Raw genomic sequence first — 26,151 nt, 5'->3', positions numbered from 1 at the left:
GCTTATGCTCTTTGCTTATGCCAAGAGGGTTTTTAAACGCTTAAGCCTTGATTGTCAATCAATCGGCGGTGTATAAGTGCCGTTTTTGATATCGTCTTTAATGCGATTGGCTTCTGCTAAGACTTGATTTAACAAGGTTTTTACATTCTCAAGGGTTGCAATTGGACTTAAAGTCGTCATTTTTAAAGATTGCACATTTTGTTGATTACCCATACAATCTTTATAGCCAACACGCGTTACGCCAATGTTTGCCTCGCCACGAGCAAACAATTCATCTGCTACGTTTTGGTTTAAACTGTCAATCAAATGAATAGGATAATCTTTTGGTATCACGCGAAACAGCACAGAGGCAAATTGTGGACAAACAAGCAACTCCAAGCCGTCGGTTGCTTGAATATAATCTGCCACCTTACGCGTTAAATCCACGCCATGATCAATCATTGAACCGTATAAATCCTCACCCAAAGCCTCTACTGTTAGCCACAGTTTTAGCGCATCAAAACGGCGAGTGGTTTGTAATGATTTTGACACCAAATTTGGTACGCCGTGCTCTTCGTCATACGATGAATTTAGATATTCGGCTTCATAGTGCATAAAACGGTAATTGTTTTTATCTTTTAACAAAAACGCACCGCACGAAATGCTTTGAAAATAATGCTTGTGAAAATCAAGTGTTACCGAATCCGCCGTTTCAATGCCTTTTAGTTTATCGCGGTAATTGTTTGATAAAATTAACGCACCGCCCCAAGCTGCATCAATGTGTAGCCACGCACCACAATTTTTGCTGATTTGACGAATCGCCACAATATCATCAATCGCCCCTGCATCCGTTGTGCCAGCGGTTGCCACCACGCATGCTACGATTTTGCCATCTTTTTGTAGTGTATCAATGGTGTGCTGTAGAGCGTCTGTATCCATTTGGGCGTTAGCATTGACAGGAATACTAACAACCGATTGAAAACCCATACCCATCATGGCCATATTTTTTTGTACGCTAAAATGGGCATTTTTGGAGCAAATGACTTTTACCCTTTGCATCGCATCTGGCGGAATACCATCACGCTGTACTGACCATGCTTGTCCATTGTTGTTTTGCCAATTTTTTGCAATGCACCAATCACGAGCAAGCAGCACCCCCATCAAATTTGACTGCGTGCCTCCTGAAGTAAACACACCGGCTGCACCATCAACAAAACCAACTTTTTGACATAACCAATCGATCAGCTGCACCTCCATCAATGAACCTGCTGGGGATTGATCCCAAGAATCCATCGACTGATTGGTGGCATTGATTAACACTTCAGCAATTTGACTGGTTACCATCGTCGGACAATGCAAATGAGCAAGCGAATGCGGATGATGAACTTTTAAACTTTTGTTTAAAAACAACTCAATTGCCCGTTCTAACGCCTTAGCAAGCCCCAAACCATCTTTGGTTGGATAAAAACCAATTGCTTGGCGTAACTCATTAATACTACCACCTGGGTACATTTTTTCGTTTTTTAGCCAAGCACTGACCGCTTGAACGGCGGTATGCATCGCCGTTTCATAATCGCCAATGGATCGAACATCGTTACAAAATAAAGCCTGACGATGTTTTTCAATGTTTGACATATGAGTGTTTGACATGTGAGAATTTGACATGTAAGTGTTTGACATGTAAGTGTTTGACATGTAAGTGTTTGACATGATTTTATCCTAATAACGTAACACAACCAACTAGCCACGCACCGCTTTTATTGCATCAACAAGTGCCTTTTTAAACCGCTCAATCACCTGCACGCATTCATCGTGAGTAATGGTAATCGGACACAACAAGCGAACAACTGTACCACCACGCCCACCACGCTCCAAGAGCAATTTGTGCTTAAAACACGCTTGTTGAATTGCAGTGGCAAGTTTGGCATCGGCAGGGTATGATCCCATACAATCCGCATTTTTACGTTCATCTACAATCTCAATGCCAGTCATAAGACCACGTCCACGTACATGACCAATACAGCCAAATTCTTCAGAGATTTTGTTCAATTCAGTGCGCAAAAACTCACCTTGAATGCGTGAATTTTCTATCAAATTGTGATTAATAATTTCTTCAAGCACATTGTAACCGGCCGCCATTGCAAGCTGATTGCCACGGAAGGTGCCTGTATGACCTGCAGGCGACCATGCATCAAATTTTTTATTGATAGCAAGCACACACAAAGGCAACCCACCACCAACTGCCTTACTCATCACCACCACATCGGGTATAATTTCGGCATGTTCAAAAGCAAACATTTTGCCAGAACGTGCAAATCCTGCTTGCACTTCATCTAAAATCAACACAATGTCATGACGTGCGGTAACTTCGCGGATTTTTTGTAGCCATTTTTTGGGAGCAGGCACAACACCGCCTTCGCCTTGAATCGCCTCTAAAATCACAGCAGCAGGTTTCACCACGCCACTTTCCACATCTTCAATAAAATTTTCAAAATAATAAGTCAACGCGTCCACACCCGCCTCACCGCCAATACCCAACGGACAACGGTATTCATGCGGATAGGGCATAAATTGTACCCCAGGCATAAGATTTGCTACTTTTTCTTTCGCCGATAAATTGCCTGTCATTGCCAACGCACCGTGAGTCATGCCATGATAACCACCTGAAAACGCAATTACATTGCTGCGTCCTGTGTAAGTTTTGGCAAGTTTAATCGCAGCTTCCGTACCATCTGCACCCGTTGGACCACAAAACTGCAAAACGAAATTTTCTGGAAAAAATGACAATAATTTTTCAGTAAAAGCATCTTTGACTGAAGTGGTGATGTCAAGCGTATGTAGTGGTAAGCCACTGTCTAACACATCTTTGATAGCATTAATTGTAGCTGGGTGATTATGCCCCAAGGCAAGCGTGCCAGCACCCGCCAAACAGTCAAGGTATTCATTGCCCTCAACATCAGTTACCCAGCAGCCGTACGCTTTAGCAATGGCAAGAGGTAGTTTTCGTGGATAACTGCGCACGTTAGATTCCATCTTGTCTTGACGATCAAGATAGTAGGCATTTGTTGCAGAAGAAATAGGAGTTACAGGGCTGTTTATTACTTGAGAAACGCTCATATCAGATTACCATCTCAGATAAGGGTTAGAAAAATACCGATAATAACCGGCGGACACAAAAAACCTACGCACAGCATAGGCTCTAAGATTTATACAAACGCTTGTTTTAATTTGCTATCCAAACGATAACAAGCAAACAATTGTTGCATAAAAATGGCAGACAAACTTATTCCAACAAATAAGTCCGATATTGGGTTATCTGTTTTTAATAAAACAGCAAACTTGCTATCACTTTTTTGTCTAAAACTTATATCTTAATGACCTTTTTTGAAATTTTAGCAATTTTTTATTGGTAAAATTAAATGTTAAATTGTTGTCAATATTAAAACTTTAGCTTTTTGGTGCGGGCGTATGATACGCTATTTTTTTAAAAAAGCCAACATTTTTTAAACTTGCGACTACATTTGGGATAAACGGATTTATTTTTAAGACAAATGGCAATCTGACAAAAACTCTATACCTAATTTTTACTAATGCGCAAAAATCCCTTTATATTCTTCATCACTCAGCGCTACAATGTCCAGTTGCGCCAGCATTTCGCGCACCTTTTGCCAGCGCGCACTGTCTGCACTAATTGGGCTAATTAACCGCGGCAAGGTGTCATCAATAATGGCATCCATTAATGCGCTTTGTTCTTCACCGCTATAGTCATAATAGATTGCTTTGGCTTTGTCGGGATTATTTTGGCAAAAGGTTACCATTTGGCTGGTGATTTCAATAAAGGTTTTTATGGCATCTTTTTTCTCTATTAAAATTTGCTCGGTGGTAATAAATTCCAATGCCGAAAAATTGGCATAAGGCGTATTATTTTGGTCAATAAAAACAAATTCCAAACCTTTATGTTTAGCTTCTACGCCTTCAAAATTATAAAAACACAACCACGCGCCATCTAATTGCGCATTGTTTTGCAAATTATCAATATGATGAAAGTCCATTTCTATAAATTCTACCTTGCTAGAATTTAATTCAATGTTTTGTGTTTTGGCATAACGGCGCAAAATTTCAAAACCGATTTTATTGGTTTTGGGCGCAGCAGACGGCGTGCAAATTTTAATGGTTTCGCCGCTTTGCAATTTATGCATAGACGATTTACGCATTAATATGCCGCCATCGGTTGCAAAAAAGCAGCCCAGCGCGCGCAAATTGGGCGCATAATGCTCAAATAAATGCAGCGGCTCGTTGGTGTGCAAGTCAATTTCGCCTTTTTCTAGCGCGTGAAAGCCGTCGTAGTGGTCATCGGGCGCGGTCATGTTGACATCAAGCCCAGCTTTAGCATATGCGCCTGTTTTAATGCCTGCAATCATCGGCAAATGGTCGGGGTTTAAAAACCATTCTAGTGCAATGTTAAGTTTTGTCATAAAATACTCCTATTTGGTAAAAAAAATTGCATGATTGTTACACCCAGCCCAAAGTGCGCAACACCGCCATGCCCACACCCATGCCAATCACGCTTGCCACCGTGGTAAAGGCCAAAATATTTGCCGCCAACACATCGTTACCGCCCATAGATTTTGCCATAATGTAACTGGCGGCCGCCGCAGGGCTTGCCACCATCATAAACAGCACGCCAAATTGCACCGCGTTAAGTGCAAACACCAAACCTGCCGCCACCGCCGCAATGGGTGCAATCACCACACGCCCAATGCTCGCCTGCATAGACACGCCAGACGGCGACAACATCGCGCGCGCATTAATGGACGCCCCTGCACAAATCAGCGCCAGCGGCAAGGCAATGTTTGCCAACAATTTGCCCGTTTTGGTGATAAATTCTGGCAACTCTGGCAAATTTAACAGTTTATACGCAAACGCCGCAATAAGGGCAATAATCAGCGGATTGGTCGCCATTTTTTTGCCCATATTGCGCGCTTTTTGTGCAAACCCTTTGGCACTGACATCGGTGCGCGACAGCGTAATCACCGCCAAAATATTGTACAAAATCGTAACCACACCCATATACACCGCGCCAATGGACAAACCCTTATCGCCGTAAGCACTCGCCACCATCGCCAGCCCCATAATGCCCATATTGGAGCGAAACACGCCTTGCACAAACACGCCTTTATCGCGCACATCGTTTACAAAAAATTTGGCATAAAGTTCCGCCATAAAAAACAGCGCAAAGGTTACCAAAATGCCCGCAATCAGTAAATTAAGCTGCTCGGCAAAATGAATTTCGCTTTTTAACACACTAAAAAACAACAAACACGGCAAGCAATAATTAAATACAATTTTGGATGCAATGTTGACAAAATCAGCGTCAATCGTCGCCTTTTTTTGTAACAAAAACCCCAGCGCCATTAATAATAAATTGGGCGCGGTGATGTTGATGGCGAATAGTATAGCAGCAAGCATGGTTAATCGCTAATTTTTTGTTGTTTTTTGAGTTTTTTGATGGTCATTGCAAGCAAACTTAGTGCAGCCGGAGTAACACCGCTGATTCTACTGGCCTGTCCAAGCGTAGCAGGGCGAATGTGCGATAATTTTTGCACAATTTCATTAGACAGCCCTGATACGCTTGTATAATCAAAATCAAGTGGCAAGGCGGTATTTTCTAAGCGTTTCATCTGTTCAATTTCGTCGGCTTGCCGATCGATATAGCCTTGATATTTTACGCGAATTTCAATCTGCTCGCCCACTTCATCGCTTACGTTAGAATCCGTTAATTTGGCAATTTCTTTAAAAGTAATATTAGGCCGTTTTAACAAATCCAACACATTGTTTTCTTTGCTTAACACTTCATCAGGATTGTTTAACACAAAAGTTTTGCCAATCTCATTATTTGGCGTTGCCCATAAGTCCTTTAACCGCTCGGTTTCCTTGGCGATCATGTCTTGTTTTTGGTTAAATTTCGCCCACCGTACATCATCAATTAAGCCCAATTCTCGCCCCTTGGCCGTCAAACGTTCATCTGCATTGTCCTCGCGCAACAACAGACGATATTCAGCACGGCTTGTAAACATACGATACGGCTCTTTTGTGCCATTGGTGATTAAATCGTCCACCAATACCCCCAAATAAGCTTCGTGTCGCTGTGGCGTCCAACCATTTTTGCCCTGTGTACGCAAGCCTGCATTTAACCCTGCCAATAAACCTTGAGCAGCCGCTTCTTCATAGCCTGTTGTGCCGTTGATTTGCCCTGCAAAAAACAAATTGGCAATGGCTTTGGTTTCCAAAGTTGGGTGTAAAGCTTGTGGGTCAAAATAATCGTACTCAATTGCATACCCTGCTCGCAAAATATGGGCGTTTTCAAGCCCTTGCATTGAACGCACCAATGCCAATTGGATATCAAAAGGCAAACTTGTAGAAATACCATTTGGGTATAATTCATGCGTGGTTAAGCCCTCAGGCTCAATAAAAATCTGGTGGCTGTTTTTATCGGCAAAACGGTGAATTTTATCTTCAATGCTTGGACAATAACGCGGCCCTGTGCCCTCAATCACGCCTGAATACATCGGCGATCGGCTAAGGCCAGAACGGATAATATCATGGGTACGTTCATTGGTATGGGTTATGTGGCAATTAATTTGGCGCGGATGCATATCAACGCAGCCCACATAACTCATCACTGGCAAAGGCGTATCGCCCGGCTGTACCTGCATTTTGCTAAAATCCACGGTGCGTGCATCAATGCGTGGCGGTGTGCCAGTTTTTAGTCGCCCAACGGGTAAGTTTAGTTCACGCAGTTTGTTGGCTAAACGAGTTGACGGCGGATCGCCAGCTCTGCCTCCTTGGTAATTTTCTAGTCCAATATGGATAACCCCACCCAAAAACGTACCAGAAGTTAAAACCACCGCCCCACAACCAAACTCAATACCAGCTGCAAGAACCGCAACCGCCTTGCCATTTTTAATCACAATGTCATCGACATTTTGCTGAAAAATGTCTAAATTATGTTGATTTTCAAGGGTTTTACGAATAAATGCTTTGTACAATAACCTATCAGCTTGAGCACGCGTTGCTCGAACGGCTGCTCCTTTTCGACGATTAAGCACCCGAAATTGAATGCCAGCGTGATCGGTTGCAAGTGCCATCGCCCCACCCAACGCATCAACCTCACGCACCAAATGCGACTTGCCAATACCGCCAATAGCAGGGTTGCATGACATCTGTCCAAGCGTCTCAATATTATGCGTAAGCAATAAGGTTTGTTGCCCCATGCGAGCTGCTGCAAGTGCCGCTTCTGTCCCTGCATGCCCACCGCCAATAACAACGACATCATAAATTTTTGGGTATTTCATGGCTTTATCTCTTTGTGTTTGTCTTTTTTGTGTTTGTCTTTATTGTACATTGCAATTTGTATTAATTTGTATGTTGCAATTTTTATTGACATCGTAAATTTTAATAAACGTAAATTATCACAAAAACCGACATGCACAGCACAGCGGTTTTTGCAGTTTTTGTAAATGGTTTGTTGCATGAATTGTTGGTTAAATTTTATACACTTAACCAACCTATGTATCCAACTGTGTCATAACCTCATCGCTAAAATTCACATTGGTATAAACGTCTTGTACATCGTCTAAATCTTCCAACATATCGATCATTTTTAGGATTTTTTGGGCATCGTCAATATTGGTAATTTCAGCACTTGTAGATGGCGACATGGTAACCTCAGCATTATCTACCTTAATGCCTGCGTTTTGTAGTGCATCCATCACCGCTCCAAAATTTTCAGGTTCGGTAACAACAAGCAGGCTTTCGCCGTCATTTTCAATATCACTTGCCCCTGCTTCTAGGGCAAGCTCCATGACGGTATCTTCCAGTGCCACATCGGCCACGGTAATTTCACCGCGTTTGTTAAACAAATACGCAACTGATCCTGAAGTGCCAAGGTTGCCACCGTTTTTGCTAAAAGCATGTCGCACATCGCCTACGGTGCGGTTAACGTTATCGGTCATGGTTTCTACCAATACCGCCACGCCGCCAATACCGTAGCCTTCATAAGTGATCTCTTCCATATTGTCATTATCACCACCGCCTGCACCGCGATCAATGGCGCGTTTTATGACATCTTTGGTCATATTGGCTGCGTTGGCTTTTTCCAAAACAGCACGCAAACGCGGATTGTTTGCAGGATCAGGATCGCCTGCTTTGGCCGCTGATACAATTTCGCGAATAATTTTGGTAAAAATTTTGCCTTTTGCGGCGTCTTGTTTGGCTTTACGGTGTTTAATGTTTGCCCATTTGGAATGGCCTGCCATTTGGATTCCTTATTTTTCAAAAGTGGTTAAAATAAAAATCTGAATGTGCTATTATAAACCGCTTTAACCAATGATGTAAGGTTTTTTAGCAAAAATTTGCAATTTTTCGTTAATCATTTGGTTAAATGTGGTTTTTTAACCATTCACGATAACGCCAATTTTTTTTACGATGACAACCAATTTTTGTTGGCAATTTTGCTGACAATGTTGACAATAAACCCAGACAAAACCTCAATCTATTTTTTGCTTATCTTATGAAACAAATCAAAAACCGCCTCTCAAAAACCCAAGACAAACCACTGACTTTAGGCCGCTTGCGTCATGACATTCATGTGGTGATCGATGGTACAGACACACCAATGGGTAAGTTGTTTGACATTGTGCTGTTGGTGGCGGTACTTGCCAGTGTTGCAGTGGTCATGCTTGACAGTGTGTTAATCATGCGCATGCAATATGGGCGTTATTTTTTTTATGCTGAATGGTTTTTTACCATTTTGTTTACGTTTGAGTATGTGTTGCGTCTGTTTTCCACGCCCAATCGACTGCGTTATATGTTAAGTTTTTATGGCGTTGTGGATTTTTTAAGTATTTTGCCAACTTATTTAAGTTTAATGTTTGGCGGATTGCAATATTTGCTTGTGGTGCGAATTTTACGCTTGTTGCGCATATTTCGTATTTTAAAAATGGCTGATTATATGCAACAAGCCGGTTTTTTAACCATGGCCTTAAGAAGCAGTCGTCATAAAATCGTGGTGTTTTTTTTGGCGGTGATTATTTTGGTAACGATTTTTGGTTCGGTGGTGTATGTGATAGAGGGGGCGGAAAATGGTTTTACCAGCATTCCTGTGAGCATTTATTGGGCAATTGTTACCATGACAACGGTAGGCTATGGTGATATGTCGCCAAAAACCCCCGTTGGACAAGCAATTGCATCGTTTGTGATGATTATGGGTTATTCTATTATTGCTGTGCCAACAGGGCTGTTTACCGCTGAATTAACCAAAACCATGCGCCCACAATTACAACCAATCAGTTGTCCAAATTGCGGTAAATTTGGACATGCTGCCGAGGCAAAATTTTGTGATAGATGCGGACATGATTTGCACGTTTAAGGCAATTGTTGCAAATGAATGTACTCTTTCATTAACACGCTTAAATCAATCTTAACTCCAAGATTAACCAAATTCCAATATTGTCCAGAAATGGTGCGATCAAGCATCATGGTTTTGGCAGATGGTTGAAACTTTTGCCAGTATTTTAATGATTTTTTCGCCTCAGCAATAATCTCATGATGGGTTACACTACTGGCAAAATCATAAGGTTTGTGTTGACTTAAATCAAACAACTGGGTAAAACCATACGGTTTTAAACCAATTTTTAACCAATTATCATAAAAATCAGCAGGCAGTTTTTCATCGTCTTTTTTCACCCCAAGCGTTACCAAATCTTGCTCAACAGCCGTTACATCTCCTATTAAACAATGAATAGCAAAACGCTCAAACAATGACACTTCATCATAGCTATAAGATTTAATTCCACCAAAATCATACGCCACAAGCGATCCATCGGCACGAAACGCAAAATTACCAGGGTGCGGATCACAATGCACGCGATACAGTTTAAACAGTTGCCCTGCACTAAAACGAAACAAATTTTCGGCAAGTTTTTGTTTGGTAGCGTTATCCCAAGTGCTTGCAATTTCAATGCTTTCACCAAGCTCTTGAGACAATGTTAGCACGCGTTTGGCAGAATGACTGTGAAACACTTTTGGAATAACAATCCCTGGATCATCTTTGTGAAAATGGGCAAAAATTGCCAAATTTTGAGCTTCTTTTGTATAGTCCAACTCATCATACAAACTGCTTCGAATTTCACTAAAAATCTTGTCTTGCACCTCCTTGCTCATATTGATCACGCCTGCAATTTTTAATGCCATACGCACTTGTCTTAAGTCGCTGTCAATGTTGCTGTCAATATCGGGATATTGCACTTTTACCACAACCGCCTCACCCGTTGTCAAAACAGCTTTGTGCACCTGTCCTATAGACGCCGATGCAAACGGCTGCTCCTCAAAATAAGCAAACAATTGTTCAAGTGGTTGTTGCAACTCATGTTCCACTTGTTTTTTAATCACCAAAAAAGGCATTGGCGGGGCATCTTTTTGCAATTTTTCTAAAGCCTTAGCAACCTCGGGCGGAAAGACATCTTTATATTGCGATGCAATTTGCCCCACTTTCATCACCGCCCCTTTCATCTCGCCTAAAGTGTCTGCGATCTGTACGCCAATGGTTTCAAGCATTTCGCTTTTGGATTTTTGTCGATCTTCTTTTGAACCAACAAGCCCAGACAGCGTGTGTTTTGTGGCTTTGGTGGCAATACTGGCAGTCATGCCTGCTAATTTTAAAAAACGATTTGATGACATTGTGTTCTCTGTATTTTTAATCTAAACTGGGTTAGCAATGTTTTGTTAACAATTAAGAATTTCTTAAACTTTTTGGCAAGTTAAACGTAACGTTTTCTTCAATACCAGATAATTCTATGGGCTTTTCACCGCCCCAAATTTGCAAGGTATCCAGCACCTCTTGAATCAAAACTTCAGGTGCGGACGCACCTGCGGTTACGCCAACTGATTGTATGCCCTCAAACCACTGCTTATTCATTTGTGAGGCATTGTCAATCAGATACGCTTTTGCTCCAAGCCTTTCGGCCAGTTCGCGCAAACGGTTGGAGTTACTGGAATTTGGCGATCCGACAACCAACACAATTTCACAATTTTTGGCTAAGTTTTTGACAGCGTCCTGGCGGTTTTGAGTGGCGTAACAAATATCGTCTTTGCGCGGAGCGTGGATTTTGGGAAACTTTTCTTTTAAGGCATCAATCACACCAGAAGTGTCGTCCATGGATAGTGTTGTTTGGGTTACAAACGCAAGTTCGCTATCAGATGGCAAATCTAAGTTTTTGGCGTCTTCAATATCTTCAATCAAATGAATTTTACCACCAAATTGCGTATCAAATCGCCCCATCGTCCCCTCTACTTCAGGGTGTCCTGCATGTCCGATTAAAATAGCATCCATGCCCGTTTTGGCAAATCTACCCACTTCAATATGCACTTTGGTAACCAAAGGACAAGTGGCATCAAACACAGCCAAATCACGGCGTTTTGCTTCATCTTCTACTGCTTTTGATACACCATGAGCAGAAAAAATCACCACAGAACCATCTGGCACCTCGCAAAGCTCTTCTACAAAAATCGCCCCACGCCTTGCCAAATCTTCCACCACAAATTTATTATGCACGACTTCGTGGCGTACATAAATGGGAGGTGCAAAACGCTTTAGACAGACATTGACAATCTCAATTGCACGATCAACGCCTGCACAAAAACCACGAGGGTTGGCAAGTAAAATTTGCATAATCATCTCTATAATATTGAAAATCTATATATTTAAAATCTATACAACATTTAAAAAATTAATATTGAAAAATTAATATTGAAAAAAATTTGTCTTTTGTTAATTTTACCCAAAAATGATAAAAATAACCACGTTAATTTGTGGTAAAATGGTTTTTAAATGGCTTTTTGGCAATTTTTTCTTTTAGCAATCTTTTAAGGCATTGCCATCTAAATTTTACCATGTAAAGGCAACATCATGACTCAAGGCACACTTTTTATCATCACCGCCGCCTCAGGCACAGGCAAAACCTCACTTGTCAAACAACTTACCAACACAACCAACAACCTTGCAGTTAGTATTTCACACACCACAAGGCCACCCAGAGTTGGTGAGATAAACGGCCAACATTATCATTTTATCAGTCGCGATGAATTTAACCAAATGATTCATAACGCTGAATTTTTAGAATCCGCCCAAGTGTTTGACAATTTTTACGGCACTTCACAAAAATCAGTGGAATATATGCTTAATCATGGCACAGATGTGATTTTAGAAATTGATTGGCAAGGGGCATTTCAGGTTAAAAAACTCATGCCAAATGCGGTGATGATTTTTATTTTACCGCCTGACAAAAACGCCTTGCGTGAACGCCTCTCCAATCGCAAACAAGACAGCGATGAAGTGATTAACAAACGCCTGGCAGGCTCTGTGCGTGAAATGGCCCAATATTTGCACTTTGATTATGTGGTGATTAATGATAATTTTGATGTGGCACTTGCTGAAATTAAAGCCATTATCATTTCTCATCGTTTGACCATTGACAAACAACAACAGCGACATCACAATCGCATTGCTCAATTGCTTGCCTAATCAATTACCAGACCAATCAATTACTAGCCTAATCAATTGTTGGCTCAAAAAATCATACAAATTTTGTCAAAATCCACCAAAAAACTCACGAGTTATTTTTTTAGCTCGTGAGTTTTTTTAAAAATCATTATAATTTGTATTTTACTTTCTTGTATTTTATTTGTGGGCAACAACATGAAAAAACTTGAACAAGCATTCCAAAAAATTGACAAATATGGCAACTTTATCGCCAATAAACTGCTAAAACGCAAAGACTTAGCCGATTTACAAGGCATAGGACGTGGCAAAACCGTGCTGATCACAGGTGCAAGCTCAGGGCTTGGTGCTATGATGGCGCGCCGTTTTGCTTATTTGGGCTATGATTTGGCAATTTGTGCCAGACGCAAGGAGCGTTTAGAGCAATTAAAACAAGAAATTGAAGCACAATTTGCGGTAAAAGTTGCGGTAAAAACCCTTGATGTTACCAATTACGAACAAGTGTTTGTTGTTTTTGATGAATTTGCCAATGATTTGGGTGAAATTGATCGCATCGTGGTAAATGCTGGCGTTGGCGACAGTCGCGTCATCGGTCATGGGCGTTTTGAAACCAATCGCAAAACCGCAGAAACCAACTTTATCAGTGCCATCGCCCAGTGCGAGGCAGCTATGAAAATTTTTCGCCGTCAAAACAGCGGACATTTGGTGGTTATTTCATCTATGTCCGCGGTGCGTGGGTTGCCACGTCATTTAACCACATATGCTGCTGCCAAAGCAGGGCTTGCCAACCTTGCTGAGGGAATCCGAGCTGACATGTTAAGCGAAAAATTACCGATTAAAGTTAGCACAATTTACCCAGGTTACATTCGTACCGAACTCAATATTGGCGCAAAATACCTACCGTTTGAAAGCAGCGAAGAAGACGGTGCGGAGGCTATTGTACAGGCAATTGAGGCGTATGTAGATGAAGCGTATGTTCCGACATGGCCGTGGCTTCCGATTGGTGTTGGTATGAAAACCTTACCGTTAAAATTGATTGTTAAGTTTTTGTAACATTTATGCAAAAACCATAAAATTTTAGCATAAGTTAATTACAAATGATAATAAAAAAATTTTGACAATTTTTGTAAAATGTTTGTAAAATACAAGGCGTTGTGTTGGTTGTGGTTTTTGACCGATTTTTAGCCTTTATATTTTAGTGCTTTATATTTTAGTACTTTGTGTTTTAGTACTCTATACTTTAGTATTGATACAATCATACAATTAATTTTTATACGATCAATTTTAATCATTTGTTTAACAAGGAAAACTTATGCCTAATTTTACCAGCAGTGCTATTTTTGACAACAACGCCGATGCAATTGGCAATACCCCACTAATACGCCTAAACCGCCTAATGCCACAAGGTGTTACGGTTTTGGCAAAAATCGAAAGCCGAAACCCTGCGTTTTCGGTAAAAGATCGCATCGGTGCAGGCATGATTAGCGATGCCGAGCAATCAGGCAAACTCAAAGCAGGCATGCACATCGTTGAGGCAACCAGTGGAAATACAGGCATTGCATTGGCGTTTGTTGCTGCTGCCAAAGGCTATCCGATCACGCTTACCATGCCCTCTTCTATGAGTATGGAACGCCGAAAAACTTTGATCGCCTTGGGGGCAAATTTGGTGTTAACCGATCCTGCGCTTGGTATGAAAGGTGCGGTAGAAAAAGCCCATGAAATTGTCAATAGCGATCCTGACAAATACTTTTTACCCAAACAATTTGACAACCCAGCCAACCCTGCAATTCACATCAAAACCACCGCCCCTGAAATTGACCATGCCACAGCAGGCAATCTTGATGCGTTTGTAGCAGGCGTGGGTACTGGAGGCACAGTATCTGGCGTGGCTAAATACTTTAAAGACAAAGGACAAAATATCCACATCGTGGCTGTTGAACCCACCGAATCACCGATCATCACCCAAGCATTACAAGGTGAAAATTTAACCCCAGGACCACACAAAATTCAAGGCATTGGAGCAAATTTTATTCCAAAAAATTTAGCATTAGACTTATTAGATGAAGTTATTGGCGTAACAAGCGATGACGCATTGGCATGGACAAGACGTGCTATGACAGAAGAAGGCATTTTGTGTGGCATTTCATCAGGGGCGGCGTTAAAAGCCACTTATGAATTGGCAAGCCGACCAGAATTTCAAGGCAAAACAATCGTAGTAGTCTTACCTGACGGCGGTGAGCGTTATTTGTCAAGCGTGCTGTTTGACGGTGTGTTTACAGGTGAAAATTTTGCTTAAGTTATTTTGCTTAAGTTATTTTGCTTAAGTTATTTTGCTTAAGTTATTTTGCTTAGGTTTAGCAAAACCGTAAACCCCACAAAAACAACAACCAACAAAAACAAAAACAGCTAAGTTTAACCAATCAAAACTTAGCTGTTTTTTTAATCACTGTTTTTTTAATCACTGTGATAATAAACCGCTATTTGACATAATTCACACAATCGACAGGTTGCCAATAAAATTCTTGAGCCTTGTAATCTTTGTCAAAAATTACCTTATATTGGCAAGTTTGTACGCTTTCATCAGGGCGATAAAACTTCATAACATAATCCCATTCACGAGCCTTATGATCTTCGCTAAAATGCGGATATCCGATCAATTGATACAGATTGTCTTTACTCATGCCTGCACGCACTTTTGCCAAATTTTCTGAATTTGGGAATTGACCGTCTTTTTGCCAAGCATTATCAAGTTTTGGAAATTTGATATCCTCGTGCTTTACATGCCCATCATGGCTGATATTTTGGCTTAAATGTTTTGTTCCCATACAACCTGCCAACCCAGCCAAAACAAGGCTTAACGCGACGAACTGTTTGATTTGTTTCATGATTATTCCTAAATTGATTTAATTTTTTAAAATTTTAAGCCAAAACGCAACAAATTTTTATTGCGTTTTTTATTGCGTTTTTATTAAACAAGCACAAATTACTGGTGGCAATACTACCAGTAAAAGTGAAAACAACTACCAGTGAAAACCTGCGCCCACAGCTGCGCCTGCATTGCCTTGCGTATCCGCACTGCCATTAACTTTAATAACCCAACGGCCATTATCCGACAATTTTGAGATACCAACTGCAACTGCACCTTGACCGTTATAACTTGCCATACCACCTGAAACCATAGATTTGCCCGGTAAATAAGCCTGTGGCATGCTCGCCATTGCCATTGCCGAGGAAATGCCTGCGTTGGCATTATCTTCGGTTTTGCCAATACGCGTATCCAAACGATAACCCAAATCATTGACCGCATTCACAAGGTTTTGATTGGCCAAAGCAGCAGTGCTTGCTACCGAACGCAACTGGGCAACGTTTACCGCATCGCTATCGGCAGATCCTGCAGCCACACTTGTGATTTGACGATGACCAATATCCATCGCACCTTGGCTGTTTTGAGTGGTGGCAAGTACCGCCTTGCCTGTTTCACTGCCTGCATCGGTTGCTGCATAGACCGTGTTTACTGTTACTGTACCCTTATTTTCTACTTCTTTGACGGCGGTATTAGATAGGGTAACTTTATCAAGTTTTTCGCGTTTGGCATCAGATTTTTCACCGATAGCCACGCCGCCTGCAACTTTTACCTTGGTTTCATTACCAAACGCTGTCGCTCCTGACACATTGCCTGCCAACACTCTGTCTTTAATGTTGGCTTTGATTTTGGCTTGTTCATCTTGTTTCAGATCTTCAAACTTACGCCCGGATAAACTTACCAATTTTCTGGCAACTTCTTCAAGCTGTTTGTCATTCAGATTTGATGTGCCAAGTTTTACCTTGTTGCCAATCACAAACGCATTTTTGGTATCTTCGTTCACACCGTTGTCATTACCAAGCACATAGCTGTTGCTGCCTAACACATAGCTTGGATCGCCAATAGCGCCAGAATTTTGTCCAGATACGATATTGCCTGCACCAATCGCCACTGTGTTTTGGCTTAATGCCTGCGAACCATCACCAATTGCCAACGAACTTTTGCCATTGGCTATGGCTTTAAAACCAATTGCACTGGCATGCGAACCGCCTGCACTAGAGTCTTTTTCGTTTTTGCTTTGCACAACGACATCAGTTTCGCCGTCATTGGTATGAAAATACTTAATGCCCTGCTCGTTCATTTTGCTAATGGCTTGCACCACATTGTTGGTTACATACTCGGTTTGCCCTTGCACATTATAGGTTTTTAAAGTGTGCTCTTTGCCTTTTTCATCTTTAGATGCAACCACTTGAACTTTTTTCTTAGACTTGCCATCTTCGGTCAAAATCTCTTTTGTTTTGGCAACCGGTGATGATGCCGTGCCTGCACCATTGCCAAACAAAGTTTTTTGCAAAGTGTGAATTTGTCCACCCGTAACCGCATCGGTTGAATTTTCAGCAATGTTGCCATTGGCAAGGCCGCTAATTTTAACACCGCCAATGTCTGCGTGAACATTGGTTTTTTGCACTTCTTTGCTGGTATCCGCTGCACCATTTGCACCGATTTGGTAATATTTACCACCTTTTTTAATGACTGCCACATTGGTTTTTTTGCCCTTGCTTTCTACTTGGCCAGTCAAAGTAAGTGCACTGCCACCTTTTACCTCGTCTTTAAAGTTATTGATAATCTGGCTAAGTGATTTGCGATCGGTACCAATATTGGTGATGTCTTGACCGCCCATGTCAAGGCCGGTTGCAGTTAGATTAGGTTTATCGGTATCGGTTTGCAAGCTGCCGTTAGTACCTGATTTTAAAAAGCGCATGCCTTGAGAGTCAACTTTAAAGGCATTGCCATTGTTGCCAAAAGTTGCACTGTTTAATTCAGATAAATCTTTTCTTAAGCCAATATTAATACGATTGTTTTGTTTGTCGGCTTTTACCGCAACATTGCTGTAGGTTAAGTCATTATCACCAATCGCGTTACTGCCGTTTTTGCTGCCACTTATGGTTAAGGTATCACCCAACTTGTGAGTGATTTTGTTTTCTGCATTACCACCTGCAATATCCACGCCTGTATCACCTTTAAAAAATGACGGTGTACTGGTAAATGTATTTTTCAGCTCGGTTTTCACCTCTTCGATCTTTTTGGCAACTTTTGCTCCACTAACCGCCTCGTTGCTATTTTCTGCGATCTCGCCTGATTGGAGATTGCTGATTTTTTGGTTGGCCATGTTTAGCCCATTCGCTTTAAGGTTAGGCTTGTTGTTGTCAATCGAGCCTGCCACATCGCTAAAACCAATGCCATCTTTGGTAATACGCACCGTATCTTTTACCGCTGCATTATTATTATCCGTAAACTTAATGCCATCGACGCCGTAAACAGTTTTGTTTTTTACCGGGCTACCCATTTTGCCTGCTTGATTAAAAGTTAAACCACTGTTTAACAATTCTGCAAATGGTGCTTGATTAGAATTACCAACCGTAAGCTTAGTTTGAGCTTGTATATTTTTGGTTTTGATGGTGTCATTTAGGGCAAATTTTAGGTTATTTTTACCACTTTCTTTGCTAACAACGATGTTTTTATGTCCGCTGTCCTCTTTACCACTAAAATCTACCGCACTGTCATCAGTAACCTCCGATTCATTTTGATTGTCGGCTTTAATTTTCCATTTGTAGGCTTTGGCGCTGATTTTTAGCTTACCGTCTGATTCTTTGGCTAGGGTAATGTTATCGCCTTGGATAAAAGTTAGCGGATTGGCATTGCTCACGCCCAACGATTGCTCTGTGTTGCCATTTTTAAACTTAGCACCGGTAATTGCAGCTTGTGCACCCTCGGCGGTTTTTAAAATATCCGATAAGGTTTTATTTTCCATGCCAATATTGGTGATGTCTTGACCTGCCAAATCAAGCCCAGTTGCACCAAGTTTTGGTTTTTTACCATCTATATTGCCATCTGCTCCTGCAAAACCATAACCTGCTTGGGTGATAAACGGCGTGCCGTTTTTGGCAGAAGTGGTGTGCGAAACGCCATCGGTAAATTTAATGCCATCAGCACCGATCTGAATGCCTTTTTTTGACGTGTTAGTAGAACTGATAATGCTTAACCCACCACTATTTAACTGACTGTTGCCCGTGGTTACACTGGTTAAGCCTTTAAGCTCTTTGGCAAGTTTCACCGTCAAGGTTTTATCATTTGTGTTTGAGACAACGCTGATGTTTTTACTGGTAGCGTCATTGTCATCGGTTTGACCGCCTTTTACCGTAAGGGTTTTGTTGGTTTTGTTAATGGTGATTTTGTTATTATTGCCCTCGCCTTTGACCTCAAATTCTTGCACAGAATTACCAAGCGTTTGTTTGGCCTGTTCGGCAGCCTGTTTTGCACTCTCAGAGGCGGTTGTGGCTTTTTGGGCTTCGGCTTTGGCTTGTTCAGCCTCGGTTTGGGCTTTTTTGGCATTTTCTTGGGCTTTGGTAACTTCGCCTTGAGCAGTTGTAACCAAGCCTTTTGCTGATTCGGCCAATTCTTTTGCGGTTTTGGCGGAAGTTTCTGCTTGAGTGGCTTTTTGAGTGGCGGTTTTGGCAGATTCTTCGGCAGCGGTTACTTTTTTACCCGCTTCGGTAACTTGAGTTTTTGCGTTTTGAGCGGCGGTTTGGGCGGTTTTGGCAGACTGCTGGGCGGTGGTTGCAGATGTGGCCGCCTGATTGGCCTTGGTTTGGGCTTCAGTGGCTTTTTGGTTCAATGGTTTTAGAGCTTCGTCAAATTTTTTGTTAAAATCATTTTGCTGCACTGCATTGGTGATTTTATTTTTTAACGTACTGTTTAAAGTTACTTCATAATCAGGGGTGGTGATACTACCGTTGTTTGGATCAAATTGAAATGGTGATTTTTGCGTAACAATAATATCAGCGTTAGGTTTGGCTTGCTGATTATTTTCGGTAAACGTAACAACCGATGAGGCGAGTTGCTGTAAATTTACCGCATCGCTAATTTGTTTGGCATTACCAACACCTGAAATGGTTTTATTGCCCGCTTTAATACCATCAGATGTAATAGAAACACCCCCGGCGGTAAAACTTTGCGCACTGACACTGGTTAGCCCGGTTAAGGTTTTGTTTAACGTGTAATTAACGTTATAACCCTTGGTGCTATCACCGTTTGCACTCACCTTAATATTGTCATCGCCCTTAAACGTTACGGTATTGCCACTGGTTACGTTATTGCTGTTGCCGTTATCTCCGGCCTTAAGGTTCCAACTTAAATTTTTTAGGGATTTTTGGGCTTCTTCTGCTTTTTTCTTAACAGCGTCAAACTCACTTTTAACCTGTTTAAACTGGCTATAATTTACCGCATCATTGTCATTTTCGGCGTTTTTTACATTGGTAATTTTTTGGCTACCCATATCAAGGCCAGTTTTGGTAAGTTTTGGTTTTGTGCTGTCTAATGAACCTGCCACATCGCTAAAGCCAATGCCGTCTTTATTAATACGCACGCTGCCATCTATTGACACACCACCAACATGAGTAAATTTTAAACCATCATAACCGTACAGAGCTTGTTCAACACCATTTATTGAATTAGGGCCAGTTACTTCTAAGCCACCCGAAGTTAAAACAGTTGATGCCCCTGAATTATTTTTATCTACGGTGGTAATTTTCTCAATGCCTGACAATTGTTTGGCAAGTTTAATGTCCAGTTGTTTAGTAGCGGGATTGGCATTTACACTAATATTGGTTGTACCGGCGCCGTTGGTTTGCCCGCCTTTAATGTTTAGCTCTTTGTTGGTATTGTTTAGGGTGATTTTTTTGCTGTCTTCTGGCTCATCACCTTTTACGGTGATTTCTTGTAGGGCTTTGTCGGCTTTGGATACAAATTCGGATAAAGGCTTGTTGTCTTTGACGTTAGTAATGTCTTTATTAGCCATATCTAAACCACTGGCTTTTAGATGGGGTTTTTGAGTATCAAGCGTACCATCTGAAGCTGCAAAACCTACGCTGTCTTTATTAATACGCACTGTGTTTTGCACAGTAGGGGCAGAATGACTGCCACCATTGGTAAACTTAATGCCATCTGCACCAACTTGTATTCCTTTGCTCGGTTGACCAGTAGCAGAGATCACACTTAACCCGCCGTTATTTAACTGACTGTTGCCAGTTGTAACGCTGTCTAAACCTTTTAAGTCTTTGGCAAGTTTTACGGTTAAGGTTTTTTGGGCTTTATCGGCGGTAACGGTGATATTCTTGCTATCAGAACTGCCAGTTTGGCCACCTGTTATGGTGAATTCGCTATTGTTTTTGCTAACTTCGATTTTTTTAGAGTCGTCGTTGTCATCGCCTTTGACTTTAAAGGTTTGTAGGGCTTTATTTGAAGCCTCTTCGGCTTTGGTTATTTTGTCGGTTAATGGGTTTATTTTTTCTTGAACTTTTGCATCGACTTTTTCGTTAACTTTCTCTTGGACTTTTGCATCAACTTTTTCATTAAATTTTTGTTGAACTTTTTCATCAACCGTAGCTTCAAGTTGCCCCTGTTGCACCGCACCAATAATCTTTTGTTTTAATTCATGTTTTAAAGTTATTTCATAATCAGGGGCGGTAACCTCACCATTCATTGGATCATGATTAAAAGCTTTTTTCTGTGTAACAATCACATCAGGATTTAAGTTTGTATTATTCTCGGTAAATGTAACCGTAGAACTGGACAACTGCTCTAAATTTACCGCATCGTGATTGGTTTTGGCTTTGCCAATATTTTTAACCGTGGTATGATGAAAATCAACACTTGCACCTTGACTACCTTGTGCACTGGTGATTGATATATCACCGATGCTAATTTTTTTGGCTTTTATCTCATCTTGTACATCATTTGCCCACGCCCCACTTCCCATCAGCACCATGATCCCTGTCATCGCAACTGCAAGTGCCGTCCGTCCAAATTTTTGTCCAAAGTCTGCGTTGTGGTTATTTGCTAGGGGGGGGGTTGTGGATTTTGCGGCGCTTGTGGTGTGTGATTTGGCATATTCGGCTACCGCCATAAAAGTGTTGGTTGCCTGATTAAAGATCACTTTATAAATGTGGTTCATGCTGATTTTCCTTGACAGTTCTCCCCCCCCATTCATACTGGTGGCGAGTGAGTGGCAATGTTAATAACCAGATCAATTGACAAAATTTATAACAAATTAGCTGCTTTGGCAATCGATCCGCTCGTTTAAATGTACATAAGGTTACATACAGATACTTAATTACAACTTATCTTTAAAATTGTACAAATATCATGCCATTATTGCACAATTGTGTCTTAATAATTAAATTATTTTTCATAAGTTAATTTTTAAAAAAATTTAGCCAAAAAAACCTTGTCAATTATCCAAAATTACAGTAAAATAGACTTTTTATATTTTTATGGAGTAAGAGCCATTAAAGCGTCAAACCGTTTAAACATCAATGAAGACATTCGCAGCAAAGAAGTCCGCTTAATAAAAGCCGACGGTGAACAAGCAGGCGTTGTCGATCTAAAAACCGCACTTGCCACCGCACGCGAGGCAAACCTTGACTTGGTTGAGATTGTCGCCGATGCAAAACCCCCTGTTTGCAAAGTGATGGATTACAAAAAATACCTCTACGAGCAAAAACAAAAAGCCAAAGAAGCCAAAAAAAACCAAAAACAGACACAGTTAAAAGAAATAAAACTGCGTCCGGGTACTGAAGAGGCGGATTATCAGGTAAAATTGCGTAAAATCATCGAGTTTTTACAAGAACAAGACAAAGTAAAAGTATCGATTCGTTTTCGCGGACGCGAGATGGCACATCAGCAGATTGGCCTACAACAGCTTGAACGTATCATCACAGACACCACAGAATACGGCAATGTTGAACAAGCCCCAAAACTGGAAGGACGTCAGATGGGTATGCTCCTAGGCCCTACCAAAAAAAAATAACTCTCCAAAACAAACAGGGTGGAATTTCCGCCCTTATTTTTTAATCTAATTTTTGATCTAAAGTTTTGACTCAATAGATCCGTTATTTTCATTTAAAAAATATATCAAAAACTTAAAATTAATTTATTTTACAAAATAATAAACTCAAATCATAATACAACCAATAAAGGTGCAGCCAATTTGTTTAAAAAACAAACCAAGCAAGAACTTTTATACATTAACTTTAACTTTTACACTTTTAACCACCAAAAAGGCAGTCCATTATGAACCAATCAAAATGTCCTTACAGTCATACCAACCTTACCATGAGTAACGGTGCTCCCGTTGCCGATAACCAAAACAGCCTAACCGCAGGCGTGCGTGGGCCGCTACTTGCTCAAGATTTGTGGCTGAACGAAAAATTAGCCGATTTTGTCCGTGAGGTGATTCCAGAGCGTCGCATGCACGCTAAGGGTTCAGGAGCGTTTGGCACTTTTACCGTAACCCACGACATCACCCAATACACCAAAGCCAAAATTTTTAGCCAAATTGGCAAAAAAACCGAAATGTTTGCCCGGTTTACCACAGTGGCAGGCGAGCGTGGAGCAGCGGACGCAGAGCGTGATATTCGTGGTTTTGCCCTAAAATTTTACACCGAAGAGGGCAACTGGGATATGGTGGGTAACAATACCCCCGTGTTCTTTTTGCGTGATCCGCGCAAATTTCCCGATTTAAACAAAGCGGTAAAACGTGATCCCCGCACAAATTTGCGTTCTGCCACCAACAACTGGGATTTTTGGACGCTATTGCCTGAGGCCTTTCACCAAGTTACCATCGTCATGAGTGAGCGTGGCATTCCAAAATCTTACCGCCACATGCACGGTTTTGGCTCGCACACTTACAGTTTTATCAATGCCAACAACGAACGTGTGTGGGTAAAATTCCACTTTCGCACCCAACAAGGCATACAAAATTTAACCGATAGCGAAGCACAAACCGTCATCGCATCAGACCGTGAAAGCAATCAGCGTGATTTGTTTGATGCCATCGAAAACGGTGATTTTCCAAAATGGACCATGTACATTCAGGTGATGAGTGAAGATGAGGCTCGTGAAGTGGATTTTAATCCGTTTGATTTAACCAAAGTTTGGAGCAAAAAACAATGGCCACTGATTGAAGTGGGTGAGTTTGAGCTTAATAAAAACCCAGAAAACTTCTTTTTAGATGTGGAACAATCGGCGTTTGCCCCCAGTAACCTTGTTCCGGGCATTTCGGTAAGCCCTGACAAAATGTTGCAAGCGCGCCTGTTTAACTATGCCGATGCCCAGCGTTACCGCCTTGGGGTGAACCGTAACCAAATTCCGGTAAACCGCCCACGTTGCCCCGTGTTTAGCAATCAGCGTGATGGGCAAGGGCGAGCCGATGACAATTACGGCGGGCGTCCCCACTACGAACCAAACAGTTTTGGACAATGGCAACAGCAGCCACAATACGCCGACCCTGCCCTAAAACTCTACGGCGATACAGCAGAGAATTTTAATTTTCGTGAAGATGACAGTGATTACTTTAGTCAACCAAAAGCCTTGTTTGAACTCATGAACGACACACAAAAACAAGCACTGTTTGACAACACAGCAGCCGCTATGGGCGATGCCCCCGATTTTATCAAATACCGTCATATTCGCAATTGCCTAAAATGCCACGAAGATTATGCCAAAGGCGTGGCAAAATCACTCGGTTTAACGGTAGAAAATGCTATTAAAGCATACGACACAGATCCTGCCAAAGGACTTGAGGGCTGTTTGGCTCCGTGATTGGCTTTTAAGAAGTTTTACCAATTAAATAAAAACCACGTTGTTTGGCGTGGTTTTTGTTTGGAGGTTTAACCAATATAAATATCATGGATAAATATCATGGATAAATATCACCAAGCATTAACAAAATTTATCCAATGTTACGCCTTTGTGTTATAATGATGACAAGTTTTATCAATTATCATAAAGGTTTAAACAATGTCTTTAGCACTAATTATTGATGATGAAGTAGATTTATGCCGTTTAATGCAAATGGCACTCAAAAAAATGCAAATTAACAGTATCATTGCCTATGACTTTGCCACTGCAAAAGATTATATTTTAAACCGCGAATTTGACTTTTGTCTGACCGATTTACGCCTACCAGATGGATCAGGGCTTGATATCGTCAAACTGATTAACGAACACAGTCCGCGCACGCCTGTGGCTGTCATTACCGCCCATGGCAGCACTGATTTGGGGATTGAGGCGTTAAAACTTGGCGCTTTTGATTTTGTCAATAAACCGTTAGAATTGCCAAGATTGCGCCTGTTGGTAGAAAACGCTCTAAAAGTCGCTCAAGACAAACTTCATGCCAAAACCGACACACCCGATCCTTTTGCAGGCAAACTTATCGGCCAATCTGCCACCATTACCACCTTAAAACAGACCATTCAAAAACTCGCTCGCAGCCAAGCTCCGGTATTTTTATGGGGGGAGTCAGGCAGCGGTAAAGAAGTGGTTGCCAAACTCATTCACGAACTTAGCCCACGCAAGTTGGCAAATTTTGTGGCGGTTAACTGTGGTGCAATTCCATCTGAACTGATGGAAAGTGAGTTTTTTGGACATAAAAAGGGCAGTTTTACCGGTGCTACCGCCGACAAAGAAGGCTTATTTCAACAAGCCAATGGAGGCACGCTGTTTTTAGATGAAGTGGCAGATTTGCCGCTTGCTATGCAAGTAAAACTGCTGCGTGCCATTCAAGAAAAAAAAATCCGTCCGATCGGCGGTATGCAAGAAATTGCCGTGGACATTCGCCTGCTTTCAGCCACTCATAAAAATTTGGCAAAACTTGTAGAACAAGGTGATTTTCGTCAAGATTTGTATTATCGCATCAATGTGATCGAGGTAAAATTGCCAAGTTTGAACGAACGCAAAAGCGACATTCCGCTGCTGGCCGGTCATTTTTTACAGCTGATTGCCAACGATTGGGGACTTGAACAACAAATTGAACTTACCAAATCTGCCAGTCAAGCGTTATTACAACATCATTATTTAGGCAATGTGCGTGAATTACGCAATATTTTAGAACGCGCCATTACCCTATCTGACGGCCATGTGATCGAAGTGCAACATCTAAATTTGCAGCGCGATAAGCAAACACCGAGCCATGTACAAAATACCGCCGCCAACACAATATATCCAACGACCAAATCAAATAACAATCATAACAATCATAACAATAATCGTGTAAACCATGCAACCGTACCAAATCCCATCAATCACATTCAAAACATAGCCACGCAACAACAAACCACCATACCACAAAACCAAGCACAAGATCATGGTTTATTTGGCAATTATACGCAAGGGATTTTTGGCAATCACAGCAATACATCGGTTAGCATTACCCCACCACGAACCGCCGAACGCATTATCCAAACCTTACCGCCAATTATCGGTAAAATCATGCCCTCAATCGCCACCAACAATGAACGGCGCTATTATGGCGAACACCCATTGTCAAAACATTACCCTGAAGGCACAGGATTTGACACCTTGCCAAAAGAAGGCTTAGAAGAATACCTAAACGATCAGGAACGGCGACTTATCATCACCGCCCTACAAAAAAGCGACTGGAATAAAACCAGTGCTGCCAAAAAACTCGGCATGAGTTTTCGTTCATTGCGCTATCGATTAAAAAAATTGGGTTTAGAAGATGAATAAACGC

17 protein-coding genes are annotated in these 26,151 nt (G+C 41.5%); 7 read left to right on the top strand and 10 right to left on the bottom strand.

What is annotated here, in order from left to right:
• Positions 1–54 precede the first annotated feature (54 nt).
• The 6 genes from MOMA_RS06360 to MOMA_RS06330 form a co-directional block, all read right to left on the bottom strand.
• Positions 55–1,614: a pyridoxal phosphate-dependent decarboxylase family protein gene (locus MOMA_RS06360; RefSeq protein ID WP_009501664.1), complete on the bottom strand. Its 1,560-nt coding sequence runs from the start codon at positions 1,612–1,614 to the stop codon at positions 55–57.
• 105 nt (positions 1,615–1,719) lie between these two features.
• Positions 1,720–3,096: a diaminobutyrate--2-oxoglutarate transaminase gene (locus tag MOMA_RS06355; RefSeq protein ID WP_009501663.1), complete on the bottom strand. Its 1,377-nt coding sequence runs from the start codon at positions 3,094–3,096 to the stop codon at positions 1,720–1,722.
• 470 nt (positions 3,097–3,566) lie between these two features.
• On the bottom strand, positions 3,567–4,454 hold the full coding sequence (locus MOMA_RS06350; RefSeq protein WP_009501662.1) for an ABC transporter substrate-binding protein: 888 nt from the start codon (positions 4,452–4,454) through the stop codon (positions 3,567–3,569).
• 37 nt (positions 4,455–4,491) lie between these two features.
• Positions 4,492–5,448, bottom strand: a complete 957-nt coding sequence (locus tag MOMA_RS06345; RefSeq protein ID WP_009501661.1) for an AEC family transporter — start codon at positions 5,446–5,448, stop codon at positions 4,492–4,494.
• A gap of 2 nt (positions 5,449–5,450) precedes the next feature.
• A complete protein-coding gene (gene mnmG, locus MOMA_RS06340) occupies positions 5,451–7,334 on the bottom strand; it encodes a tRNA uridine-5-carboxymethylaminomethyl(34) synthesis enzyme MnmG (protein WP_009501660.1) in 1,884 nt (627 codons plus the stop codon).
• A gap of 213 nt (positions 7,335–7,547) precedes the next feature.
• Positions 7,548–8,297: a YebC/PmpR family DNA-binding transcriptional regulator gene (locus tag MOMA_RS06330; protein WP_009501658.1), complete on the bottom strand. Its 750-nt coding sequence runs from the start codon at positions 8,295–8,297 to the stop codon at positions 7,548–7,550.
• Between the two features lie 254 nt (positions 8,298–8,551).
• Here MOMA_RS06330 and MOMA_RS06325 point away from each other — a divergent pair, with 254 nt between their 5' ends.
• Positions 8,552–9,409: an ion transporter gene (locus MOMA_RS06325; protein ID WP_009501657.1), complete on the top strand. Its 858-nt coding sequence runs from the start codon at positions 8,552–8,554 to the stop codon at positions 9,407–9,409.
• Here the strand turns inward: MOMA_RS06325 and MOMA_RS06320 are convergent.
• Together MOMA_RS06320 and ispH are read right to left on the bottom strand one after the other, a co-directional pair.
• Positions 9,406–10,719, bottom strand: a complete 1,314-nt coding sequence (locus tag MOMA_RS06320) for an ABC1 kinase family protein (protein ID WP_009501656.1) — start codon at positions 10,717–10,719, stop codon at positions 9,406–9,408. The genes MOMA_RS06325 and MOMA_RS06320 overlap by 4 nt on opposite strands.
• Before the next feature lie 52 nt (positions 10,720–10,771).
• Positions 10,772–11,710 carry a 4-hydroxy-3-methylbut-2-enyl diphosphate reductase gene (ispH, locus tag MOMA_RS06315; protein WP_009501655.1) on the bottom strand — a complete coding sequence of 313 codons (939 nt, stop codon included), beginning with the start codon at positions 11,708–11,710 and terminating at the stop codon, positions 10,772–10,774.
• Between the two features lie 237 nt (positions 11,711–11,947).
• Between ispH and gmk the strand changes: the two genes are divergently transcribed.
• The 3 genes from gmk (at position 11,948) to cysK (ending at position 14,834) form a co-directional block, all read left to right on the top strand.
• Positions 11,948–12,562 (top strand): guanylate kinase, encoded by a 615-nt coding sequence (gmk, locus tag MOMA_RS06310; protein ID WP_009501654.1) that lies wholly within the window; start codon positions 11,948–11,950, stop codon positions 12,560–12,562.
• A 174-nt stretch (positions 12,563–12,736) separates the two neighbouring features.
• Positions 12,737–13,591: an SDR family oxidoreductase gene (locus MOMA_RS06305; protein ID WP_009501653.1), complete on the top strand. Its 855-nt coding sequence runs from the start codon at positions 12,737–12,739 to the stop codon at positions 13,589–13,591.
• A gap of 259 nt (positions 13,592–13,850) precedes the next feature.
• Complete coding sequence (cysK, locus tag MOMA_RS06300) at positions 13,851–14,834, top strand: cysteine synthase A (RefSeq protein WP_009501652.1); 984 nt, start codon at positions 13,851–13,853, stop codon at positions 14,832–14,834.
• A 181-nt stretch (positions 14,835–15,015) separates the two neighbouring features.
• On the opposite strand, the gene MOMA_RS06295 is transcribed toward cysK, so the two are convergent.
• Complete coding sequence (locus MOMA_RS06295; protein ID WP_009501650.1) at positions 15,016–15,423, bottom strand: outer membrane protein assembly factor BamE; 408 nt, start codon at positions 15,421–15,423, stop codon at positions 15,016–15,018.
• 135 nt (positions 15,424–15,558) lie between these two features.
• On the bottom strand, positions 15,559–21,573 hold the full coding sequence (locus MOMA_RS06290) for a YadA-like family protein (RefSeq protein ID WP_009501648.1): 6,015 nt from the start codon (positions 21,571–21,573) through the stop codon (positions 15,559–15,561).
• A gap of 357 nt (positions 21,574–21,930) precedes the next feature.
• On the opposite strand from MOMA_RS06290, the gene infC reads away from it, so the two are divergent.
• The 3 genes from infC (at position 21,931) to MOMA_RS06275 (ending at position 26,147) form a co-directional block, all read left to right on the top strand.
• Positions 21,931–22,428, top strand: a complete 498-nt coding sequence (infC, locus tag MOMA_RS06285) for a translation initiation factor IF-3 (protein WP_051012753.1) — start codon at positions 21,931–21,933, stop codon at positions 22,426–22,428.
• 263 nt (positions 22,429–22,691) lie between these two features.
• Positions 22,692–24,221 (top strand): catalase, encoded by a 1,530-nt coding sequence (locus tag MOMA_RS06280; protein ID WP_009501645.1) that lies wholly within the window; start codon positions 22,692–22,694, stop codon positions 24,219–24,221.
• 198 nt (positions 24,222–24,419) lie between these two features.
• Positions 24,420–26,147, top strand: a complete 1,728-nt coding sequence (locus MOMA_RS06275) for a sigma-54-dependent transcriptional regulator (RefSeq protein ID WP_009501644.1) — start codon at positions 24,420–24,422, stop codon at positions 26,145–26,147.
• Positions 26,148–26,151 lie beyond the last annotated feature (4 nt).

It is taken from the genome of Moraxella macacae 0408225, from assembly GCF_000320365.1.
GTDB lineage: Bacteria > Pseudomonadota > Gammaproteobacteria > Pseudomonadales > Moraxellaceae > Faucicola > Faucicola macacae.
This window is presented reverse-complemented; position numbering and strand designations above follow the sequence as displayed.